Source organism: Clostridium saccharoperbutylacetonicum N1-4(HMT) (assembly GCF_000340885.1).
In the GTDB taxonomy this organism is placed as follows: domain Bacteria; phylum Bacillota; class Clostridia; order Clostridiales; family Clostridiaceae; genus Clostridium; species Clostridium saccharoperbutylacetonicum.
On the sequence record NC_020291.1, the window covers coordinates 4,887,698 to 4,911,622 of the forward strand.

The 23,925-nt window shown below is 29.0% G+C and carries 22 protein-coding genes; 10 read left to right on the top strand and 12 right to left on the bottom strand.

What is annotated here, in order from left to right; translation table 11 throughout:
- Positions 1–380: 380 nt before the first annotated feature.
- The gene (gene hpt / locus CSPA_RS21730; RefSeq protein ID WP_015394539.1) at positions 381–902 is read left to right on the top strand and encodes a hypoxanthine phosphoribosyltransferase; all 522 of its coding nucleotides are present in this window, start codon (positions 381–383) and stop codon (positions 900–902) included.
- 48 nt (positions 903–950) lie between these two features.
- Here hpt and yunB read toward each other — a convergent pair whose 3' ends face one another.
- Positions 951–1,610 (bottom strand): sporulation protein YunB, encoded by a 660-nt coding sequence (yunB, locus tag CSPA_RS21735; RefSeq protein WP_015394540.1) that lies wholly within the window; start codon positions 1,608–1,610, stop codon positions 951–953.
- A gap of 105 nt (positions 1,611–1,715) precedes the next feature.
- Here yunB and CSPA_RS21740 point away from each other — a divergent pair, with 105 nt between their 5' ends.
- Positions 1,716–4,307: a transglycosylase domain-containing protein gene (locus tag CSPA_RS21740; protein WP_015394541.1), complete on the top strand. Its 2,592-nt coding sequence runs from the start codon at positions 1,716–1,718 to the stop codon at positions 4,305–4,307.
- Between the two features lie 61 nt (positions 4,308–4,368).
- Here CSPA_RS21740 and CSPA_RS21745 read toward each other — a convergent pair whose 3' ends face one another.
- Positions 4,369–5,226 (bottom strand): PepSY domain-containing protein, encoded by an 858-nt coding sequence (locus CSPA_RS21745; protein ID WP_015394542.1) that lies wholly within the window; start codon positions 5,224–5,226, stop codon positions 4,369–4,371.
- A gap of 208 nt (positions 5,227–5,434) precedes the next feature.
- Between CSPA_RS21745 and CSPA_RS21750 the strand changes: the two genes are divergently transcribed.
- The gene (locus CSPA_RS21750; RefSeq protein WP_015394543.1) at positions 5,435–5,794 is read left to right on the top strand and encodes a NifB/NifX family molybdenum-iron cluster-binding protein; all 360 of its coding nucleotides are present in this window, start codon (positions 5,435–5,437) and stop codon (positions 5,792–5,794) included.
- Between the two features lie 61 nt (positions 5,795–5,855).
- Here CSPA_RS21750 and CSPA_RS21755 read toward each other — a convergent pair whose 3' ends face one another.
- From CSPA_RS21755 to CSPA_RS21765, 3 genes are all read right to left on the bottom strand, one after another.
- Positions 5,856–6,299: a DUF134 domain-containing protein gene (locus CSPA_RS21755; RefSeq protein WP_015394544.1), complete on the bottom strand. Its 444-nt coding sequence runs from the start codon at positions 6,297–6,299 to the stop codon at positions 5,856–5,858.
- A gap of 489 nt (positions 6,300–6,788) precedes the next feature.
- A complete protein-coding gene (locus tag CSPA_RS21760; protein WP_015394545.1) occupies positions 6,789–7,649 on the bottom strand; it encodes a 4Fe-4S binding protein in 861 nt (286 codons plus the stop codon).
- 181 nt (positions 7,650–7,830) lie between these two features.
- The gene (locus tag CSPA_RS21765; protein ID WP_015394546.1) at positions 7,831–8,706 is read right to left on the bottom strand and encodes a LysR family transcriptional regulator; all 876 of its coding nucleotides are present in this window, start codon (positions 8,704–8,706) and stop codon (positions 7,831–7,833) included.
- Positions 8,707–8,833: 127 nt separating this feature from the next.
- On the opposite strand from CSPA_RS21765, the gene CSPA_RS21770 reads away from it, so the two are divergent.
- Positions 8,834–9,832, top strand: coding sequence for a YeiH family protein (locus tag CSPA_RS21770; protein WP_015394547.1), 999 nt, complete (start codon positions 8,834–8,836; stop codon positions 9,830–9,832).
- 614 nt (positions 9,833–10,446) lie between these two features.
- On the opposite strand, the gene CSPA_RS21775 is transcribed toward CSPA_RS21770, so the two are convergent.
- Both CSPA_RS21775 and CSPA_RS21780 read right to left on the bottom strand, forming a co-directional pair.
- Complete coding sequence (locus CSPA_RS21775; protein WP_015394548.1) at positions 10,447–11,034, bottom strand: cupin domain-containing protein; 588 nt, start codon at positions 11,032–11,034, stop codon at positions 10,447–10,449.
- Positions 11,035–11,178: 144 nt separating this feature from the next.
- Positions 11,179–11,871, bottom strand: a complete 693-nt coding sequence (locus CSPA_RS21780) for a L,D-transpeptidase family protein (RefSeq protein WP_015394549.1) — start codon at positions 11,869–11,871, stop codon at positions 11,179–11,181.
- Between the two features lie 262 nt (positions 11,872–12,133).
- On the opposite strand from CSPA_RS21780, the gene CSPA_RS21785 reads away from it, so the two are divergent.
- Both CSPA_RS21785 and CSPA_RS21790 read left to right on the top strand, forming a co-directional pair.
- Positions 12,134–13,030, top strand: a complete 897-nt coding sequence (locus tag CSPA_RS21785) for a cation diffusion facilitator family transporter (RefSeq protein ID WP_015394550.1) — start codon at positions 12,134–12,136, stop codon at positions 13,028–13,030.
- Positions 13,031–13,462: 432 nt separating this feature from the next.
- Positions 13,463–14,035 carry a class I SAM-dependent methyltransferase gene (locus CSPA_RS21790; RefSeq protein WP_015394551.1) on the top strand — a complete coding sequence of 191 codons (573 nt, stop codon included), beginning with the start codon at positions 13,463–13,465 and terminating at the stop codon, positions 14,033–14,035.
- A gap of 157 nt (positions 14,036–14,192) precedes the next feature.
- On the opposite strand, the gene ndk is transcribed toward CSPA_RS21790, so the two are convergent.
- Positions 14,193–14,606 (bottom strand): nucleoside-diphosphate kinase, encoded by a 414-nt coding sequence (gene ndk / locus CSPA_RS21795; RefSeq protein ID WP_015394552.1) that lies wholly within the window; start codon positions 14,604–14,606, stop codon positions 14,193–14,195.
- Positions 14,607–14,899: 293 nt separating this feature from the next.
- On the opposite strand from ndk, the gene CSPA_RS21800 reads away from it, so the two are divergent.
- Positions 14,900–15,172 carry an acylphosphatase gene (locus CSPA_RS21800; protein WP_015394553.1) on the top strand — a complete coding sequence of 91 codons (273 nt, stop codon included), beginning with the start codon at positions 14,900–14,902 and terminating at the stop codon, positions 15,170–15,172.
- 79 nt (positions 15,173–15,251) lie between these two features.
- On the opposite strand, the gene CSPA_RS21805 is transcribed toward CSPA_RS21800, so the two are convergent.
- Entirely contained in the window at positions 15,252–15,983 is a 732-nt protein-coding gene (locus CSPA_RS21805; RefSeq protein ID WP_015394554.1) for a phosphatase, read from the bottom strand.
- Between the two features lie 300 nt (positions 15,984–16,283).
- Between CSPA_RS21805 and CSPA_RS21810 the strand changes: the two genes are divergently transcribed.
- Positions 16,284–17,072 (top strand): Cof-type HAD-IIB family hydrolase, encoded by a 789-nt coding sequence (locus CSPA_RS21810; protein ID WP_015394555.1) that lies wholly within the window; start codon positions 16,284–16,286, stop codon positions 17,070–17,072.
- A 55-nt stretch (positions 17,073–17,127) separates the two neighbouring features.
- Here CSPA_RS21810 and CSPA_RS21815 read toward each other — a convergent pair whose 3' ends face one another.
- Positions 17,128–19,200: a bifunctional glycosyltransferase/class I SAM-dependent methyltransferase gene (locus CSPA_RS21815; protein WP_015394556.1), complete on the bottom strand. Its 2,073-nt coding sequence runs from the start codon at positions 19,198–19,200 to the stop codon at positions 17,128–17,130.
- Between the two features lie 177 nt (positions 19,201–19,377).
- Here CSPA_RS21815 and CSPA_RS21820 point away from each other — a divergent pair, with 177 nt between their 5' ends.
- The gene (locus CSPA_RS21820; RefSeq protein WP_015394557.1) at positions 19,378–20,358 is read left to right on the top strand and encodes a glycosyltransferase family 2 protein; all 981 of its coding nucleotides are present in this window, start codon (positions 19,378–19,380) and stop codon (positions 20,356–20,358) included.
- Positions 20,359–20,414: 56 nt separating this feature from the next.
- Here CSPA_RS21820 and CSPA_RS21825 read toward each other — a convergent pair whose 3' ends face one another.
- Positions 20,415–21,461, bottom strand: coding sequence for a DNA polymerase IV (locus CSPA_RS21825; RefSeq protein ID WP_015394558.1), 1,047 nt, complete (start codon positions 21,459–21,461; stop codon positions 20,415–20,417).
- A 160-nt stretch (positions 21,462–21,621) separates the two neighbouring features.
- Between CSPA_RS21825 and CSPA_RS21830 the strand changes: the two genes are divergently transcribed.
- Positions 21,622–22,053: a hypothetical protein gene (locus tag CSPA_RS21830; protein ID WP_015394559.1), complete on the top strand. Its 432-nt coding sequence runs from the start codon at positions 21,622–21,624 to the stop codon at positions 22,051–22,053.
- A gap of 80 nt (positions 22,054–22,133) precedes the next feature.
- Here CSPA_RS21830 and CSPA_RS21835 read toward each other — a convergent pair whose 3' ends face one another.
- Complete coding sequence (locus tag CSPA_RS21835; protein WP_015394560.1) at positions 22,134–23,867, bottom strand: flagellinolysin; 1,734 nt, start codon at positions 23,865–23,867, stop codon at positions 22,134–22,136.
- Positions 23,868–23,925: the final 58 nt, after the last annotated feature.

Genomic DNA, 23,925 nt, shown 5'->3' on the forward strand with positions numbered 1-23,925 from the left:
ACATTAGCTATCTTGACAACTTTCTTATAATTTTATACTATTAATTCATTAAGGTATATTATATAAGCAATAAGTCAATATTTTTTATATATTTGACTTGTTTTTTATTTAGTACCCCTAATTATAACTTATAAAATTCACAATTGACAATGTACAATTGATAAATTTAAGGTAATTTATTATGTTTTGTTGAAATATTTCATAGAAAACCTACAATAATGTGTGCTGAAAAAATTTGATAAAATTATAATATTTTCAAAGAAAATAAGCATTCAATGTTCATCAAGTATTGAGCATTGATAATTTCAATTATCCTATATTTTTCCCCTTGTACTATGTTAGTTGCAAAATAAATAAAAAATAAAAGGAGTTTTTTAAACATGGACGATAAGAAACGTAACATTCTTTTTTCTGAAGAAAAAATTAATTCTAGAATAAAGGAATTAGGAAAAACTATTACTGAAGATTATAAAGGTAAAAATATTTATCTATTATCTTTACTTCGCGGAAGCTTTGTCTATGCCGCTGATTTAGCTAGAGCAATAGACTTAAATGTAAAAATAGGATTTATGACTACTTCAAGTTATGGAGATTCTGAAACTTCTTCTGGATCTGTTAAAGTGGTTAATGATATTTCTGATAACATTGAAGGATGGGAAGTTCTTATCGTTGATGATATTGTTGATACTGGTATTACAATGGATTTTGTTGTTAAGCATGTACAATCTTTAAAGCCTGCAAGCGTTAAGACATGTGTTCTTCTTGACAAGCCATCTAGAAGAAAGGTAGAAATCAAACCAGATTATTGCTGCTTTGAGATTGAAGATTTATTTGTAGTTGGTTATGGATTAAACTATGGTGATTTTTACAGAAATGTACCATATGTATTTAATTGGGAATAAAAAAGAAACCTTTATGGTTTCTTTTTTTATTACACATTTTCATTATCTTTAATTTTTATTCTGATCGTTTGTTGGAATACCAATAGTTGTATTTGGTATTTTTCCTACTATTATTGTATCTGATACAGGAATTTGCGTATTTACCTCAACCTCTTGATCTCTTAGAGGTAATTTCAATTTAACCTTTGCATTGACATCTAAATATATTTTATGTCTAGTTTGGTTAATTCCTGCACTTTCAAATTTAGATTCATAACTTGTAATTATATTTCCTATGGGTTCAATTTCAATTGTCATTTTAGGACCCAAGCTGTAAAAGGCACTTTGTTTACTCATCCATCCTAAAGGAACCTGTATAGCAGAATTTTTCATATCACTTAATTCTTTATTACATTCTGAAGATAATTCGGCTGCTATATAATTTAATTTAACTGTATCAGACTGCATTAATATTATATTTCCTTGATTATCCTTTTCTATCTTTATCATTTCATCATATTTAAAATCTTTTGATAAAATGTTCACACTTTTTTCATTAATAATATTTAAGGTTTGAGTTTTTGCCATTATCATTGCAATTTCAGTTACTGCTGGCATAACTCTTTTATCAAAAAATATTAATAAAATGTTAAATATGACAATAATAAAGATAATAACTATTATAAATGATATGTATTTATGTTTTTTCCGTTTTGTATAATACTCCATTATGAACACCTTTATATTGAGTTATTGATTTAATCATAATATAATTATGCTATAATGTTATAGAATATTATTAATTTACAAACCTTATTATTTTAGGAGGACACAATGGCAATTAACGATAAAGCAAAAAAGACAAATAGTGCTCCCAGAACTAAAAAGCCAGTTAAGCAAAAAAAAGGTAGGAAAATCTTTAAAGGTATATGTTTTGGATTACTATTTTGTTTTATGGCAATTTTTGTAGTTGGTGCTGGATATGCTTTTGCTATAATAAAATCTACGCCTCCTCTTAATGTCAATGAAGTATTATCCCTTAACCAAGCTTCAAGCTTATATGATAGCTCTGGAGAATTTATGGATAATCTCCATTCAGACGAGGAACGTTATGTTATTGATTCAAGCAAAATTCCTGCTAACTTAAAAAATGCTTTTGTATCTATAGAAGATGAGAGATTTTATTCCCATCATGGAATAGACCCTCAAAGAATCGCAGGTGCCGCTTTTCTAGATGTCAAAAGAATGCTAACAGGACAAAAAGGCATGCAAGGTGCTTCTACATTAACTCAACAATTACTTAAAAATACAATTTTAACCAATGATCTTTCTATTGAGCGAAAAATCAAAGAAGCGTATTTAGCGGTCAGCCTAGAAGATAGATTGACTAAAGATCAAATATTAACCGCTTACTTGAATACTATACCTTTAGGCGGTCATGCATATGGAGTTGAAGCAGCATCTTTGTTATATTTTAGTAAAAGTGCTTCTGACTTATCCCTAATTGAATGTGCATACATTGCTGGTATAACTCAAGCACCAACTTCTTACAGCGCATATAATGCAAATAATCAAAAAGATCCAACTCCATATATTAATAGAACTATTACAGTATTAAGTATGATGCATAAACTTCAATATATTAGCGATGCTGATTACGAAAAAGCAGTTAATGATGTTAAAAATGGCGGTTTAGTTTTTAAATCTAGTAAAAAAGACTATAGATTAAATTACGAATGGTTCGTATATCCTACAGTAGCTCAAGTAAAAGAAGATTTAAAAGAGAAATACAACTATACGGACGATGAAGCATCAAAATTAATGGTAAATGGTGGTCTTAAAATTTATACAACCATGAATAGACAACTTCAAGATTTTACTCAAGCAACTTTAGATGACTATAGTAATTTACTAATCAATAATAAGGAAGCTTATGATAAAGATGGAGTTCCTTTATTACAAGCTTCTGCTACAATTATGGATTATAAAACAGGCCAAATTGTTACTATGGTTGGAGGTCGTGGTAAACAAATGCCTCAATCCCTTAATAGAGCTTATAATGACTTAAAGCCTATTGGTTCGTCAACTAAACCATTGACTGTGTATGGACCTGGGATTGATAAAAAAATAATAACAGCCGCTACCCCTATAGATGATGCTCCATTACCTGATGACTTTAGCAATAAATATAAAACTGGTAATGAACCTTATAATCCTTTAAATTCTCCAAATGAATATGCTGGACTTATGACTGCAAGAGAAGCACTTACTCATTCGAAAAATACTGCTGCAGTACTTATGGAGGATAAGATTGGATTAAAAACAGGTGTTTCTTATGGTGAAAAGTTAGGTTTAAAATATAATTCTGCTTCAAAAGCTTCTATTGCCTCTGTAGCATTAGGCCAATTTAATAATAATCCTAATGATCGAGATGGAGGAAATACAAGTATTTTAGCTGCAGCTTATGGTTCTTTTGGTAATGATGGTATATATACAAAACCAGTATTATATACAAAAGTGGTTGATTCTAATGGTAAAGTTTTACTTGATAACACTACTCCTAAACAAACTAAAGTATTTTCACCTCAAGCAGCATATATTTTATACGATATGCTAAAAGGTCCAGTAAATGAATATAATGCTACTGGAGCAAAATGGGGAGATATGCCTGTTGCAGGTAAAACTGGTACTACATCAAATTCAACAGATTTATGGTTTGGTGGACTTTCAGCTTATTATTCAGGTGCTGTTTGGGTTGGTTATGATAAACCTACAAAACTACAAGGTAGTTCTAGTGGTTGTGCCAGCATTTGGGGAAAATTAATGGCTAAAGCTCATGAAAACCTAGAAGTAAAAGATGTTCAAGAACCTAGTGGTATAGTAAATGTTAGTGTTTGTAAGGATTCTGGTTTACTTCCTAGTGATTTATGTGGTCAAGATCCTAGAGGAAGAGTATATGATGAAATGTTTATTGATGGAACAGAGCCTACAACCATATGTGAAACTCACGTTGCTGCAAATATAAATAGATTTACTAATAAAGTTGCTGGTCCTCTTACTCCATCAATTTTAACCAAAAGTAATATATTTATAAAAAAGGATCATCCAAATCCTGTTACAGCAGATTATTATATGGTATTACCTTCATCCTATGATGCAGGTGGAACTGAATCACAAACTAATACAGCTACAGATGGCAGCCAAGGAAACGCTCCTCCTGTAACTAATAATATGGCACCTCCACCTATTGGAGACACTGCCCCTATTCAAAATAATGATAATAAAACAAATTCAAATGCTAGTACTAACGATAATAGCAATCATACAAATACTAATTCAAATAATACTAATAGCAATAATACTCATAATCCTAATGGTCCTGGAAGCACTAATTCAAATAAACCAAGTACTATTATGAGGCCGTAAAATCAAATTAAATTAGATAGAAAAAGAGGATAATCCTTCAGTTGATTATCCTCTTTTTTATCTAATTTGTTACTACTTCCTCTTCTGCTCCATCCTTTAATATATTTAATATAGTCCCATTTTCAGCACTAACAAAAATTTTCCAAGAAATATATGAGCCTTTATCATTTTTGCCATCAGTAGTAAAAACATAACAAACCTCATATATTTGATTTTCCTTCTTGTCCATCCTGTTATTTGCATAAACTAACTCAACGTTATTTCGAGCTTCTCCAGAATTATTATATTTTTCAAAAGTTTCTAATGCTATCTTCTTAGCTTTTTCTTCACTGATATTTATTGTTGGCTCTTTACTTTCTTTCTGCATTGTAGAGTTTGAATATCCATCCAAGAAACCGTTTTCTTTATCTATGTTTACTTTTATTTCATCAAAATAAAACGCATATCCATTTTTCTGTTTAGTATACACAAATGAATAATAGGGTAATGTACTTTCATCCATGTTATCATTAATTGATTTTAATATCACTTCTCCATCATAAATTTTTTTTATATAAGAGTCTGCCAAAATTGTTGCATCTTTTAAACTAATCTTAGTTGTATTTACTGGAATTTCTTTTTTAGTAAATCCTATAACATTATTGTTTTTATCTAGATCTATACCGTAATTTTGAGTAACTATGCTTTTACTAACCATTTTTTTATCATTATTTAATACTCTACCTCTTTCATACTTTATAGATTCTAAACTAAACTCATTACTAATTGCATTTATTGAATACAATTTAGATATAAATTCCTTAGATGCTTTAATATCTTTAGAGCCTGGTCCAATAAAATTATATAGTATTATACCAACTATAACGAGAAGACATAATATAATAAGCAAGACTATAATACTAGCTTTTTTTAACTTCATTAATGACCTCCTTCTGGAAATTTAATTTATTTTTCTTTCATATTATATCACATTTTTTTCTTTAAAGCTTAAATTTTCTTATAAACAATAGTGATATTTCAAATATTATTGACATCTTTTATTTACAAGTTTATTATAATACATAAAGGGCATATGCCAATAATTTTCTTACATATGCTATTTTAATTTAATATTGGAGGTTTATTTTATGAAAATTGCATTACCATCACGTAATAATAATATTGATGATCATTTTGGACATTGTGAGTACTTCACTGTTTTAACTATTGATCAACAAAATAAACAAATAACCGCTTCTGAAACTGTTCAATCACCAGCTGGCTGTGGTTGTAAATCAAATATAGCATCAACTCTTGCCGAAATAGGTGTTAAGGTTATGCTTGCTGGTAATATGGGTGAAGGTGCTGTAAGAGTATTAAACAATGCTGGAATTGACGTAGTACGTGGATGCTCTGGAGAGATTAACACAGTTGCCCTAAATTGGCTTAAAGGCTCTCTTGTAGATTCTGGCGATTCATGTGATCATCATGATTGTCATCATGAATAAATAAAAAAAGATTGACTGGAAATATATGAACTTTCCGGTTAATCTTTTTTAAATTTAATTACTATATTTTATTTCCTCTGCACCAGTTTTTGCAAAATCCTGCTTTTTTACTACACATGACTTTATCAGAACCACAACTAGGGCAAACAGCTCTATCTGAATCATAATTTATCTCATAAATTGTTTCACATTCTGCACATTTAAATTTACAAAGCTTTGTAGTATAATGACCACCACTTATTCTTATTGCTTTTCCTTCTGTTAATGCTGTGGCTACTTTTCTTCTTGCGCTATCAATTATATTCTGAAAAGTCTGTCTAGACACCTGCATTTTTTCAGCACATTCTTCTTGATTTAACTCTTCAATATCTTTTAATCTCATTGCTTCAAGTTCTTCTACTTTTAAAAGTATATCTTCTATTTCACATTTTGGTTTTCCACAGGGCACAAAATAATCGTCTTCTGGAAAAAACTCAACTGTTCTAAATTTTGTTGGTCTTGCCATTTTTTATCCTCCTTGGCTTACTATACATTCAAAATGATATATCTCCTAAATCTATCGTCACTATTTATATATTTAATTATACTCGATTTAATAAAATGCTTCAAATTTGCATATACAGCAACCAAACCACAGTATTACTAACAAAATGTAATTCTAAAGCCTCTGCTTATTCTAATTATAAATTTCACCTAAGCTCCATTTATTTTATTTGACTTTATCAAGTGAAACTTGATTCAGGTGGGGTTTGATCCCCATCTGAATCTTAGTTGAACTTATCCAGGAGCGTGCAGACATTATCTCCCACTTAAAGAAGTGGGAGTGTTAAGGATGCTAGCTATCAGATAAATTCATATATCATTTCTGCTGTATCACTACTAAGCTCAACACAAGGATGTTTTTAAGCAATACATAATAATTTATCTTAAATATAACAAAAGTGAGAATACTCTATATAAAGTTTCCCACAATAAAAATAATTAATCTAATTATTTAGTCAAGCTTTCTTAATACCTCAGATATAAACTTTCCCTTCCCAACTCTATCCATAACTCCTGAAATTCGCTCACCTTTATTTCCTATTTCTCTGTAATGTTCCATTATTTTATCAATAACAAACACTATTTCTTCTTCTTTAAAAATCCTTCCAAGTGAATCTCCAATTCTCATTCCTCTTCCAAATCTTCCACCAACAAATATATCTGCACCTTCTTCTTTAGCAATAGCTCCATTAGTTTTGCATACTCTTACACATTCACCACAGCTTACACACAATTCCTCATTATAAATTATTTTTTTGTCTACTACTTCTAACGCTTTTTGTCTACAACCTTGTATACAAAGTCCACAACCTATACATTTATCTAAGTTAAATTCTGGTATTGTTTTTCCCATTACTCCAATATCATTTATATTTGCTTTTGCACAGTTATTAGCACATCCAACAATACCCATTTTACATTTATGAGGCGTATCTGTTCCAAAATACTTACTTTCCAATTGTCTACAAATTTCTTGAGTATCAATATTTCCATGAAGACAAACAGTCCCTTTACAGGCCACTAGAGGTCTTATTTTTTGACCTGTACCACCATGGTGCAAACCTAATTTTTTTGCTTCTTCAATCACTTTTTCTACATCTTCATCTTTAATCCAAGGAATTTCTATTTGAAGTCTTGTTGTGAGTCCACAATATCCCCTTCCATATTTTTCTGCAAGCTTATTAATATTGTTTAGTTCTCCAACTGTAAAGTTACCTGCTTTACTTAAAAATCTCACTGCAAAATGCTCTTTATCATTTTGTAATAAAAATCCTAATGATTTCATTTCTTTTTGTCTCTTTGCATTAACCATAAAAAATATACATCTCCCTTAAACTTATCATCTTTTAAATAAAAGACACTTAAAAATATTTATTGATCTCAAGTTTTCTATTTTCCTTCATGCTCTTAATATTATATTTTGATAATTTTAAGTATAATTTATATTTATTCATAAGTGAAATAAGTATTTGTTATGCAATCATAAATATAGCTTATTGGAACTCTTTTAATATTTCCAGATACAATTCTTCAAAAGTACTATTTTTTCTCCATATAAAATAAAACTTATGATTTTTTTGTAAATCAGAAACTTCAACTTTTTGTAGAGATCCATTTTCAAGTTCTTCTTTGACTGCTGCCTCATATAAAGCTGTAATTCCGTGATTATTTTTAACTAAATATTTTATTGAATTTATATTTCCTATTTCTATAACTTTACTAAAATCATTTATAGTTAAGTTTTGTTCTTCTAAGTTCTTCTCAAAAATATCTCTTGTACCAGAGCCCTTTTCTCTTACAATCAAGGTTTCTCCTAATAAATCTTCTAATACTTGTGGCTGTTTTTTTAATTTGTAATTCTTACCTGTTACACAAATATAGTTTTCCTTTGAATAAACAACATAGTCATACTCACTCTTAATAAAATATCCTTCAACTAATGCAAAATCAATTTCTCCATGTTCTAATCTATATAGAAGCTCCTTAGTATTTTCTACAATCATAGTAATTTTCATATTCTTATTTTTGTTTAAATAAGAATTAAGTTTAGCTGGCAATATAAATTCCCCAATTGTAAGGGTTGCACCAAATTTAATACTTGTAATTCCTAGTTGCTCCTCTTTAATTTTCCCCTTAAGATATTCCTCATCATGCTTCATAGTAATACTGGTTTGATATAATAATTTTCCTGCTTTTGTTAGCCTTATTTTTTTCCCTTCATATTCAAATAACTTTGAGTTATATACTGTTTCTAAATATTTAATGTGCTGTGATACAGCCGGCTGCGTAATACATAGTATTTCCGCGGCTTTAGTAAAATTCATATATTCACATACAGTTAAAAAAGTATTTATTCTAAAATCTAACATATCTCCACCTCTTCAAATTAATCATAACATATTTTTATCATTATATAAAAATAAATAATTTTATCTTATTATATCGCTATGCTACTATTAAGCCATAAAAGAAAAAATTAAGAAAAGAGGAATAGTTATGAACTTCATAAAAAGAAATTATCAAGGCCTATTACTTTGCCTTATAATGGGTATTTTTGCAACATTACTAGGAGAGAATTTTTCAATCATAGGTGGTCCTGTGTTTGCAATTTTACTAGGCTTAATAATTGCACTTTTTCCGCGTAAAGACTATTTTCAAAGCGGAATATCCTTCACCTCAAAAAAAATCCTTCAATATGCAATTGTTTTACTTGGTTTTGGTATGAACCTTTTTGATATTTTTAAAGTTGGTAGTCAATCATTATTAATAATAATATCAACAATCTCAACTTCACTTATTATTTCATATTTAATAAGCAAAGTTATAAAAATCCCTTCAAATGTTTCTATTTTAGTAGGAGTGGGCTCCTCCATATGTGGGGGAGCGGCAATTGCTGCAACTGCACCAGTAATTGATGCTAGTGATGAAGATATTGCCAAATCAATTTCTGTTATCTTCTTATTTAATGTAATTGCAGCCTTTTTATTTCCATTCCTAGGCAATTTATTAGGCTTTAATGATATAGGCTTTGGTATGTGGGCTGGAACTGCCATAAATGATACCTCTTCAGTGGTGGCTGCTGGACAAACCTGGGCAGGTTCTCATGGAAATGACATTGCCCTTAATTATGCTACTATAGTCAAACTTACACGAACTCTTGCTATAATTCCGATCACATTAGCTTTAGCTTTATATCGTTCTAAAAAAAATGCATCCACTACTGTTAATTTTTCAAAAATATTTCCATGGTTTATTTTATTTTTCCTATTAGCAGCTATTATAAGTACAATTTTCAATCTTAATCCTTACACTACAAAATCTTTATCTGATCTTGGTAAATTTTTCATTACAATGGCTATGGGTGCAATAGGTTTAAATACTAATATAATAAAATTAATAAAAACAAGTGAAAAACCAATTATTATTGGACTTTGCTGCTGGATCTGCATAGCCTTTGTCAGTCTTCTTATGCAGCATTTACTACATATTTGGTAAGAATCTATTGTAAAGTTAGCTTCTTTATATAATACTTATAAGCAAACAGCTCTTTATAGTATAGATATCCAAATTAATAATCAAACTTCTAAATGAAATATACATACATCATTTAGAAATTATAATCGTAACACTACACTAGAAATCAGATACATTTTTCTGGAATCAGGCATGTGAAATTGAGCTGATGATGGTTGTTAAGCAGATAAGTTAAAGCCCAAATCTATGATTTGGTTTCTTGAACTTAGTTAACTCATTCATGAGTTAACCTCCTTTAAAAAACTGATTTGGTGTGAATCGCTTACTCAGCGAACGAACGTGAGTCGAGTTTCCTCTATGGCTTGTTTCATTTCAGCTTGTCATAAATTTACTTTAGTAACACGCTGAAATGACGACAAGCCCACATTTAGAACATTCCAGCGAAAATTTCACTAGTCCTGTGGAAGATAAATGTATCTGATTTCGGTAATTGATGCATAAGTATAATTCTCGCGTTGGATATCTATAATTCTATCTAACTATAAAGACATATACATAATAAAGGATGAATAATTTAAGCTAAATTCATTCACCCTTTATTATTAATAATTCATTATTATATTATCATAATTATCTTATTCAGTAGGCTTAGTTTCCTGTACTACTCCATGAGGATGATGAGGCGGTGCATATATAGAGTATACCTTAAGAGGCTTATTCCCTGTATTGATAATATTGTGCCAAGTACCGGCAGGTATCATAATTGCAAAGTCATCACGAGCATTTGCTTGAAACTCTAAGTTATCTTTACTATTTCCCATTTTAACAACTGCTTGCCCCTCTTCTATACGTATGAACTGATCAGTATCTGGGTGAATTTCTAGGCCTATGTCATCACCTACATTGATACTCATCAACGTAACTTGATAATGTTCTCCTGTCCATAAAGCAATACGAAAATTGTTATTTTGCTTGGTAACTTTATCGATGTTAACTACTACTGGCTGTGGTCCATAATCTTGCAATTTGATTTGATTGGTTGCCATTTCTGAAGTGGAGTAATCAGCTCTTGAATCATTTTCTATTTCATCAAAAAGCGTACTACATGGGACATATCTAAAATTAAAACTCGGATATGTCCAATCATTATTGTATATATTGTCTGAATTATAACTTGAAGTTTCAGACGAGTAATCCGCTGAATATATTTTATTATTATACATGCTTTTCTTCCTTTTTAGTATTTCAAATTATACTATGTTTGAGTTTTCTCAAAGGTTCTATATTAAAGTAGTAAAAAGCATAACTAAACTTTTTTCCATTGACTCCAATTAAATTCAAATCAATCTCCATTTATCTTAAGTTAATTAATCTACCAAAGTAATCCCAAGCTTTTCATAGAATTCTTTATTAATGTCATGGCCTTCCTTAAGATTGTTGTCCTTTCTAAATTTCATCACATATTTTTTCATTTCCTCTCCATATATCCCATCCAGATTTCCTGGGTAATAACCCTTTTCTTTCATTTTTCTTTGCACTTCTAAAACATCAGCACCTCTATCTCCTGGTCTTAAAAGTACTAATCCTTTTTCAAAAGGGCCATATGGGCCAGCATATATACATATTATCATCCCTGGATTTATATACGCATATAATTCTTCTATATCTTCATTTCTCATTCTAATACAACCATGTGAAGCCTCTCCTCCAATTGATCCTGGTTTATTGGTACCATGAATTCCATATATCCCCCAAGGAACATTTATTCCAATCCATCTTGTTCCAAATCCACCACTCCATTTTCCCATACTAACAACTTTCCAAGTTCCAACTGGCGATGGTGTTTCTGCTTTGCCACTGGCTATAATATATTTTTTTAATATTATATTTTTTTCAGAATCTATTAAATAGAGCCTTTCTTCACTAATATCAACTAATATTGATAAATTGCTCTTAGAATAATTTTTTGATTTTGCTTCAACAGTATATCTCAACATATTAAATATAAAAACAAATGTAAGAAATAAAATAAAATTTTTTATTAGAGTTCTTCCTTTCAATTATTGCACCTCATTTCATTTAACTTATCTTTAGTATTTTTATATTTAGATATTTTTTATACATTTATGTCTACATATTAAATATTCTTTATCATTTTCAAATAATACTATGTGATTCTCCTGAAACTATAATAGGCATTATTATCAATTGATAATGCACATCATCATTCACCTATTGACTTATAATGCATATAGATATATTATATTATTAATTCGTTTTATCAAATGATAAAACTTATGTTAAATTATGGAGGATTTTAAAATGAATGCAAAAACTAAAGTTGCAAGATTATCTCTATTGTCAAATAGCACACTGATAATCTTAAAACTAATTGTTGGACTTGCTACTGGATCAGTAAGTATAATTTCTGAAGCGATACATTCAACTATGGATTTATTGGCTGCCATTATAGCTTTTTTTTCTGTAAAAATATCTGATAAACCAGCTGATGATGTACATCCTTATGGACACGGTAAAATAGAAAATGTTTCTGGTGTGATAGAGGCTCTTCTTATTCTTGTTGCTTCCATTTGGATAATAATTGAAGCAGTAAGCAAATTACTAGAACCCGGTGAAGTAGAATCCATTGGTCTTGGTTTTATGGTTATGTTTATTTCTTCAGCTATAAATTTTGTAGTTTCTAAAAAACTATACGCAGTTGCAAAACAAGAGGACTCTATTGCTCTTGAAGCTGATGCCCTACATTTAAAGGCTGATGTTTATACATCCTTAGGTGTTGGAATTGGTTTATTTCTTATATGGATAACTAAATTGAATTTTTTAGATCCAATTGTAGCTATTTTGGTCGCCGTATTTATATTAAAAGAAGCTGTTGAATTATTAATCTCTGCATTCAACCCACTTTTAGATGTTAAATTATCTAATGATGAAATTAATATAATTAAGAACAATATAAATAAATACTCAACTATTTATTGCAACTATCATGACTTTAAAACTAGAAAATCTGGGAGAGTTAGATATATTGAACTACATTTAGTTTTTCCTGAAAACATGAAAATAAAGGATGCTCATGATGTATGTGATGAAATTGAAAATGATATAAAAAAATCACTTGATCACTCTGAGATTATGATTCATTTAGAGTCTCCAGAAAATAGTCGTAATTGTGATCAATGCAAAAATATACACCTATAAAAAGAGCAGCTATGCTGCAATTAGGATCAATTTTAAAAAAAGCAGCTATGCTCCAATAAAGATCATTTTTCTCAAAAAGAAGCAGCTATGCTACAATGAAGATCATTTTTTTAAAAGAGCAGCTATGCTGCAATTATGATTAATTTTAAAATTATCCAATAAAGCTATGGAATTATTCCATAGCTTTATTGGATAATTTATTTACTTAAATCTAATCACAAAATGCTATAATGAGCCTTTATTAAAGCATTCTAAGCAAAAAGTTTTTCTTTAAAATATTCAAATACTTTATTGTTAAAACTTCTCTGTGATAAAATTACATTTATTTTTTCTTCCATGTGTATTAATATATAATATAATTGTAATTAAGGGCTTATAATGCTTAAATTTTATATATTATTAATAAATAATTTCAGGAGGTGCCTTTAAAAGATGACACATAAATTTGACGTAAAGAATAAACATAAACTTGATAATGAAAAGAGAAGAGAACTTTTACCACCAAAACAAACACTTATTAATCTTCATTTGCAAGAAGAAGAGATAATGGCTGATATAGGTTGTGGAATTGGATATTTTAGTATTCCAGCATCAGAAGTTGTTGGAGAAAAAGGTAAAATATTTGCAATGGACATATCAACCGAAATGCTTGAAGAGGTTAAAATTAGAATTAGTGATAATCATATTTCAAATATAGAACCAGTTTTAACAAAAGAAAATGATTTAATACTAGAATCTAACAAAGTTACTTTTGCTTTTATCAGTCTTGTATTACATGAAGCTGATGATATAAAGAACTTTTTAAAGGAAGTAAAAAGAATTATAACTCCTAATGGAAAAATTGCTATTGTTGAATGGGAAAAGGTCTCAAGTGAATTCGGACCACCTATTAATCACAGACTAGATAGAATGTACTTAATGAAGCTTCTAGATGAACTTGGATTTTCAACAATAGAATCTATAGATATTGGTGAGAATTTTTATGGCATTGTAGCACAAAAATAATTTTTAGTTATTATCTTTTCCATATTCAATAGCTAGTTGTACTCTAAATACAGTCAGGTTCACCCGTAGCTGGCAGTATTGCGAATACAATAAGACGCTGCCGCAATTTAATACGACAGCGCCATTTATAATCATTAAATTAGATTTTATTTTTTATTTAATTTTCAACTTCTGGAAACCATAATGCAATCTCTTCTTTTGCACTTTCTACAGTATCTGAAGCATGAACACAATTTTCCGTCTTACTTCTAGCATATCTATGTCTTATTGACCCTTCCTCAGCATCAGTTGGACTAGTTGCTCCATTAATTTTTCTTATCCTAGCTACTGCATCTTCTCCTTTAAGAATTACTGCACATAATGGACTTCTTGTAATAAATGTTATAAGTTCTTCATAAAAATCCTTGCCTTTATGTTGAGAGTAATGCTTTTCAGCTATTTCTCTTGTAGCTCTCATAAGCTTAAGTTCAACTATTTTTAATCCATTAGCTTCATAACAACTTAAAATATTTCCAATTATATTTCTTTCTACTCCATCAGGTTTAATTAATACTACACTTCTTTCAATCATCTTAAAGCCTCCATATCATGTAAATTCTTTGTTATTCTTACCCTTTATATGTATATTATACTAAAAATTCTGAAAATTTAAAACACTTTTATAGTTTTATTTTGTAAGTATTACATTATGTACCCTATATGATATAATCTTTATAAACAATATTCAATTGTCAATCTTCAATTATCATTAGTGATTAATTGTCAATTTTTAATTTACTTTTGAGTAATTTGAAAAACAAAAAGAAAGGAGCAGGTTACTAAATTCTATATAAGTTTTTATAGTTTAGTAACTGGGATGAACATATGATCAGATATTTAATTATTGTAAACGGAAGAGTTCAAGGTGTTGGTTTCAGATATTTTCTTCAACTTACCGCCAGCAAATTAAATTTAACTGGTTGGTGCAAAAATCTTATGAATGGTGATGTAAAAGTTGAGGTACAAGGTTTAGAAAAAAATGTTTTTTCCTTTGTTTCTGAAATAAAAAAGGGAAATGGCTTTGCAAGAGTTGATGATATTGATGTAAAAGATATTTCAGTAGTAGAAGATGAAAAGAAATTTTCTGTAAAATACTAATTTAAAGGTTCAATAATCAATTGTCAATGATCAAATGTCATTGATAATTGATTATTGATGATAATTTGTCATTAACCATTTAGAGTTCGACGTCCTGTAATTTTCCTTTTTTCTTTAATCTAGCTAGTAATTGATCAGGATCTTTATTTATTATAAGTTCCTCTGGAAAATCTATTGATTCCAACATATTAACAGCTTCTGAAAATTCCCCTATTAATGTACAAAAATGTGCATCACTATTCATTATTAGTGTGGCTTCATGTTTTTTACATAACTTTGCTATTTCAGTACAATTTCCTAAACTTCCTATTCTTGATGTAGTAAAGGAACTGTTATTAATTTCAATTAAAACCTCATTTTCCTTTGCACATTTAATTACTTTTTCAAAATCTACTGGCACTCCTGGATTTCCAAGATGACCAATTATATCAACTTTTCCACTCTTTATTACATTTATAAAAGCTCTTGTATTTTCTTCAACACTTCCAACTTTATAAACTTCATCGTGTATGCTTGCAATTACAATATCTAATTTTTCTAAGGTATAGTCTTCCATATCTAGCTTTCCATCATAATCAATAATATTAGCTTCTGTCCCATAAAGCATAGTCACACCATACATTTCTCTTGGTAATACCTTATAATTGTGGAAATACCAAATATGTGGAGAATGTGGCATAGAAACACCATGTTCTGTAGTTCCAAGAACCTTTAAGCCTTTTTCCGATGCAGCCTTTGCATTTTCTATTAATGTTGAATATGCATGCCCACTTGCAATAGTATGCGTATGTACATCTAATGCATATTTCATATAAATCACCTCTTCTTATTTCACTGAAAAATTATCGCATAATAATTCTTCATTACTATGTTATCATATTTAAATTATTAATGAAACTCAAACAATCCCTTGAAATCTTTTACTATAAAATAAAATTTTCATAACTTTATTTGGATAAATAATCTATATGAGGTCTAATTACGATTATACATCTCAATTCAAGAAATCCTAAAGGGCTTTCGCTATTAATTGAACATTGATAATTGCAATCACTATATGCTATCATTAGAAAGGTTAAATTTTAAGAATAAAGCATTGGAAGGAGTTCTTATGATAAAATTAATTGCAACAGATATGGATGGAACATTGTTAGATGAAAATGGTGTTTTACCTATTGAATTTACAGAAATTTTAGATCGTTTAGCAGCAAAGAACATAAAATTAGTCGTAGCTAGCGGAAGGCCTTATTATACTTTACAAGCCAACTTTGGCCCTATTGGAGAAAATTTATCTTATATATGTGAAAATGGTGCTTTAGTCGTTGAAAATGGTAAAATAATATATGAAAGTTCTATTGACAGAAATCTTGTTCATGAGGTCATCGAATGTGCTAAAGAGATAGTTGGTAATGCAGTTATCTTATGTGCAGCTAACTGTGCTTATGTTGAAAAGAATTGTTCTGAAGGTCATTTAAATGAAATAAAAAAATATTATAAAATTATTAATCCTGTAGATGACTTAAAAAATGTTGATGACGATATAGTTAAAATTACCATATGCAATTTAGAAAATTCCTTAGAAAATCTTAATAATGTTTTCAAACCTAAATTTGGAGATATATTAAATGTGGTTGGTTCTGGTGAGGTTTGGATTGATATCTCTAATACAGGTGCAAATAAAGGTGTTGCTTTAAGAAAGCTAATGAATACAGAAAATATTACAAAAGAAGAAACCATGGTATTTGGTGATTATTATAATGACATAGAAATGCTAGCTGAAGCTGAATATAGTTTTGTTATGGAAAATGCTCCAGAAGATATGAAACAATATGGTAAGTACATAGCCGCAAGTAATATAGAACATGGAGTTCTAAAAGCTATTATTGAGTATGCTCTTTAGACAGCAATGATCAATTGTCAGTAGCCATTTATAATTGACAATTGATCATTCATACTTATTGATTTATCTGTTCATTAATAAAATCTTCTAATTCATCTGTATCATTATTACTTGCATACAATGAATTTAGATAATCTAATGCTTGAATATATTCATGTCTTGTTGTTAAAAACGCACTCAAGTTGTAAATAATATCCAGCTCTCTTGGTTCTAATACATTTGCTTTTTCTAAAAGAGGAAGCACATGCTCCTCTAGATTATTATTAAGACATGCAATTGCAATTTTATTTAATATTTTCCCTTGATGTTTAACCTTATTTTCAATCCTCTTAATAATATAACTGCTTGTTATATTTTCAGATTTTATTAATTTTATTAATTCTGACACCATACCATCGTTTTCTAAATTTTTATCTAATTCCTTAATTATAATATTAATATCATTTTTTAGATTTTCTGCTCTTTCTTTTTCATCGTTTGTTATATCTATATTTTGAGCCTTAATATAATACTCAAAATTAATTAATTCTTCTTGAATATTTTCATAATTTGATAATGCACTTATTTTGTTAATAAATTCATTGTCTTCAATAGTTTCAGGCATATTTGCAATTGACGTTATAAAAATATTATTATAGTTTGCTTTTTTTAGCATTGCTAATATATCTTTATAAGTAAAAAATTTCAAACACTCCGCATCTAAAAATCCTTCATTTTCATAATACCAATTTCCATTAATCAAATCTTTTAATATCGTAAAATTCATTACATTAGGTACACTTATTAAAACCTTCCCCTTATATTTTAAATATTTTTTTATATTTTCTAATGTTTTAACTGGATATTTTAAATAATTTAAAACATCGGCAAGAATAATATAATCAAAAAAGTTCTCTTTATAATTTAAATTAGAATTCTCTATATCTCCAATAGCAATATTGGCAAATGTCTTTGCGATCTCTGCAGTATCTTTATCTAATTCAACCCCATAAATATTTGCATTGGGATATAAATTTTTAATTTCCAACAAAGTTGCTCCACAAGCACAACCAATCTCGAGAATATTAAAGGTTGAATTATTTGGTTCATCTATTAGCTCTAATATATCATTTCTTCTTCTAAAAGATTTTTCTGGATCAATTCTCCATTTATCTTGAAATTTTTTATTATTAACATTTAATATATCACTATAACGCTGAATATCTCTTTTAAAACTTTTACCACCATAATGATATATGAAACTATCTTTACAGAGTATGTTTTTATATCCTAACTTAACAATTCTCAAACTTATATCATTATCTTCATAATTTCCTGGTGTAAATATTTCATCTAATAACCCAACTTCATTTAATACTGTTCTTTTGAATAATAATGCAAATCCTATTAATGTTAACCTATATTCATATTTATTATCATTTGGAATATTATTTTTTAATGAATAATTATAATATTGGGATATACTTTCAAATTTATCTTGTATAGTTTGATATGGAGCTTCATTACTTACTGAACTAACTGATCCAACACTTTCATTGGAATACAATCCCATTCTCAAGGTAAAAATTGAATTTGGCATTATTAAAGTATCATTATTCAAAAGAAAAACATCATTATCTTTATTAGCAATACTTATTCCTTGATTACACCCTGCTGGAAAACCGTTGTTTTCGCTATTTAGTATATATTTAATATCTTTTTGAGCTTTTAACCATTCCCTTGTATCATCAATAGAATTATTATCTATTACAATAATTTCATAATTATTTAATGTATTATATTTTCTAATACTTTCTATACATTGTATTGTATATTTCAAGTTATTAAAGGTAAGTATTATTATAGAAAAGTTATTAATTGATATGGCTTTAGATTCCTTTAATTTATTTATTTCAAAAATAATATTATCTTTTTCTTCAATATTTTTAGAATATTGTAATGCATTTTCAAAACACAAATATGCACAGTTATAATTTTTCTTATAATTATATACTAATCCCATATAATAATATAAATCACTATCAAAAAGGTTTATGCTAAGTCCTTCTCTTATTAGCTGAATTGCAGAATCATATGAAAAATCATTAATGTGAGCTAATATTGTACTTTTTAGTTGTTCAAATCTCATAATCTCCTCCTATTTTAGTATTTATTCTACACATAATTTTACCTTAGATAAATCATAAATGCATGAACAATTTACATATTATTAAAATTTAATTTCCTAATATATTAACATAAAGTATTGACTTCTTATAATTTCCTTTATAATATATATATACTATAAAGAGGGACAGTGAGAAAAATGATAAAAGTATCAATAATTGTACCTGTGCATAACAGCGAAATATATTTACATAAATGTTTGGATTCTCTTGTAAATCAATCTTTGGAAGAGATTGAAATAATATTAATTAATGATAATTCTACAGATGAAAGCATTAATATACTTCAAGAATATAAAGATCGTTATCCAAATAAGATAATTTTAATAGATTTAAAGGAAAGACAAGGTCCTGGTGGTGCTAGAAATGAAGGCCTTAACATTGCTAGCGGCCAATACATAGGCTTTGTAGATAGTGATGATTATGTTGAAATCGAAATGTTTGAAGAACTATACAATTTAGCCACATCAGGAGATTACGATATGGTAGATTGTTGTTTTGAAAATAAAAGGGTTGAAAAATTCGCTTTATCAACTACTGAAAATACCTGGGGAAAACTAAATATAGAAAAAAGACGACAACTTATTGCTTATCCAGGATTTTTATGGAGTAAAATTATCAAAAGAAACATATTAATTGACAACCATATAAGATTTAGAGAAAAGGTCACTTATGAAGATATGGATTTTTTACCTGTTGTTATGCTGTATTTAAAGAGTGTTTATGCAACTGATCTTCTTTTGTATTACTATGAAAACAATCTACATTCAATTACAAATAGCTATGAAAAAGATATTCAAATAAAGGATAAAATGGCAGCTTTAAAAGCTTTAGTTGAAAAGTTTAAAGAATTAAACGCTTATGAAGATTATAAAGAAGAAATTACTTTTCAAGTATACAATACATACATGCATATGGTTAAATTCTGTACATTCTATCTAGATGACAATGAAGTAAATTACTCTATTTATAAGGAACTTCAAGAATTTTTCTTTAAATTAGTAAACCACGACTATAAAAATAACGAATATATTGCCAAATTGGACAAGAAGAATAGAATGTATGCAGACCTTAATAATATTGATTATAGAATAATTTTAGATACTTACCACGAACAATAAGTAATGGTCAAAAATCAATTGTCGGTTGAAAATTGACAATTGATTTTTGATCATTGTTAAATTAAGCTTATCTGCTCCATTTCTGTTTCTTTAAAGGAGGATATACTTATTCCAATTAATCTTACCTCTTCATTTAACTCTTCATCTTCTAGCAATTCTTTGGCAACATTAAAAATCTCACTATTATTTCCAATATAATAATTTAAGGTCTTGCTTCGTGTATGATTTTCGAAATTCTTTGTTTTGAATTTTAATGTTATGGTCTTTCCAACAACATTCTTTCTTCTCAAGATCTCTTCAATTTCAAAAGAAAATTCTTTTAAATACTCAGCTAATTCTTCTTTATTTCTTGTATCAAATTTTAGTGTTGTTTCTTTACCAACAGACTTTCTTTCGTGAAGAGTTTCAACTTTTCTATTATCAATGCCTCGAATTCTATTATATATATCAATTCCATTTTTTCCAAAGCAATCTATATAAAAATCTTTTGGCATATTGTATAAATCTTTTACATAATATATTCCTATGTTATTTAGCTTAGCTACTGACACCTTACCTAAACCATGAATTTTAGAGATAGGAAGAGGAAAAAGGATATCTGGAAGCATTTCTTTATTTATTTCCTTTATCCCATTTGGTTTATTCCAATCAGATGCAAGTTTTGCTAAAAATTTATTATAAGATATACCAATAGATAAGGTCAATCCAACTTCTCTAAACACCTTATTCTTAATATATCTTGCTGCTTCCATTCCATCATTAAACTTTCCTTGTGATATATCTAGAAATCCTTCATCGATAGAAACTTGTTCTACTAAAGGAGTCACTTCATTAAATATTTTAAATATCTCTTGAGAAACTTTAGTATATCTGCCATACCTCCCAGGTACAAATATTCCATTTGGACATTTTTCTTTAGCCATAAAGATTGGCATCGCTGAATGAACCCCAAATTTTCTTGCTTCATACGAACAAGTAGATACCACTCCTCTTTCACTTGCACCACCAACAATAACAGGCTTTCCACGAAGTGCTGGATTATCTAGTTGCTCAACTGATGCAAAAAAAGCATCCATATCAATATGTAATATTTTATTTTCCATTAATCTCACCCCATTATTGATACATTATTATAGCATAATTTTTATGTAATGTAATGCCCTATTATTTACTTTCCTGTACTTTAAACATATGGTATAATAATTAAGTATTTTAAGTAACATAGCTTTGTTAGCTATATTTTTATGTAAAGGAGTAATTTTTATGGGTCTTAAAGAAAAACTGAGCAATAAGTTCGGTAACTATTTTCAAAATGCTTATATAGAAAAGTATGGTGACAGAATTACAAGTATTTCTGGAACTGTTTTATCTGTAAAGTTAATTGAAAAGAGTTACATTATCTTCAATAGATTAATGGTTGAACTGGTTATTAAACCTGAAGTTGGTACAAAAATCGTTAAATGCTGGTATAAGAAAAATAGATGGTTTAAAAAACCTGAATTCATCCCTGTTAAGCAAGGTAATAAAGTTATAGTAATGGGTGTTACAGGTGATAAGGAAAGCAAGAAAGAAAATTCACAAGAAGTTCAAATTATGAATTTATTAAATCTTACAACTAAAAAAGATTTAATTCCAATTGACCACAGTCAACTAAAAAAATCGCGTCAACAAGCTTCAAATATGATGAGAAGATAGATTTAAGTTTATCAAAACTTAAAAAGCTGGAAAATTTAAATATTAATTTTCCAGCTTTTATTGATTTTATTCTCCATTGGTTATCCTTGTAGTAGTCCAAGGATTTTGTTTGGCTGCTGATTTGCTTGTGCCAGCATAGTCTGTGCAGCTTGAGTTAATATATTATCCTTAGTGTAAGACATCATTTCCTTAGCAATATCAGCATCCCTTATTCTACTTTCTGCTGCTGTAAGATTTTCAGATGTATTATCTGTAGCTGTAATAGTATGCTCCAATCTATTTTGCGTTGCTCCTAATGTAGCCCTTTGAGTCGATACATTATTAATAGCAGTATCAATTATAGCTAATGCATCAACAGCACCACTTCTTGATGAAATATCCATATTATCTATTCCCAAAGAACCACAAGTAACATTTCCACCTGTCACTGATATTATATCTCCAATATTACCACCAACTTGTATATCCATTCCTTTTCCAGTTATAGGTGTTCCCCATTCTATTGAATAGTTTCCAATTGTAGAAGTTCCCGTTGGCGTCGTTGTATTTAATGCACCTGCTTCTGGTACTATATCTGATGCATCTAACGGAGCTCCTCCACTTGCATCAGAACCTGTTAAAGAACCTGTATCTGCATCAGTTAAATCTATTTTAGCTAAACTCAGCAAATCACTTGTACTGTTAATATCTGATGACAGTTTCGATAAAAATGCACTTGCAGTAGCTGGCGCTGATGATGGATTCGCAGATGCAGCTTTTGCTGCAGTCAAAGCTTGATCAAATGTATAACTTGTATTATTTTTTAACTGATTTAATATATTTTTAATACCATCATTACCTGCTCCAGTTTCATATAATTTATTCATATATCTTGTTGCAATATATGCTGCAGCATATTTATCATTATTACTTGCCCAGCCACTACTTAAAGTGCTTGTAAGTCCTGAAACTGTATTAAGACCATTACTTAAAATACCTTCTACTCTGTCATCACCACCGTGAACACATTCTGCTACGCCTTCTGTAAACCAAGTAGGCTGATTCCACATATCAGTTGTTGCTGCCATGGTTGCATGAGTTAATTCATGAGCGATAACTCTGTCTATATAAATATTTCCTGTTTTTCCATCCTTATCACTAGTTAAATCCAAACCCTTTATAAAAGCAGTACTAACATGCAATTCTAAATTTGGATTAGCAATGTTATTACTATATTGTACAAATGCTGCAAGATTAGATGCCATATTATTATCCATTACAACTTTCATTCCTGTTCCTGATGGTACGTCAAGTCCTGTTGCATTTTTGACTAAATTTTGAGCACTGCTTATCCACCAAGTATTCAAGCCTTGTAATGCTTGATTCTGCTCCTGAGTACTAGCTCCCGCACTACTTAAACTACCATCTAATACATAGTTCCCATTAAATGTAGTATTCTTTGCTATTCTATCAATATCTTTCTTAATTTCTTGTAGTTCTTGATTTGCCATTTCTCTATCTTTATCTTGATAAGTACCATTTGCACACTGTGTTGCCAAGGTCTTACATCTTTGTAGCATGCTATGAACTTCACTCATTGCACCTTCTGTAGTTTGAATTAATGAAATTCCATCTTGAGAATTTACACTCCCCTGTTCCAATCCCCTAATCTGAGATCGCATTTTTTCAGATATTGCAAGACCAGCAGAATCATCTCCTGCTCTATTTATCCTATATCCAGAACTTAATTTTTCGGCCGTTTTACTTTGATTACGTACATTTGTTCCTAACTTGCGTTGTGCATTCATTGCACTTAAATTATGTGTTATAACCATAATTTCTCCTCCTTGAGTTTTTACCTTCATTTATCTTTCGTATAAGAAATTAATTTCT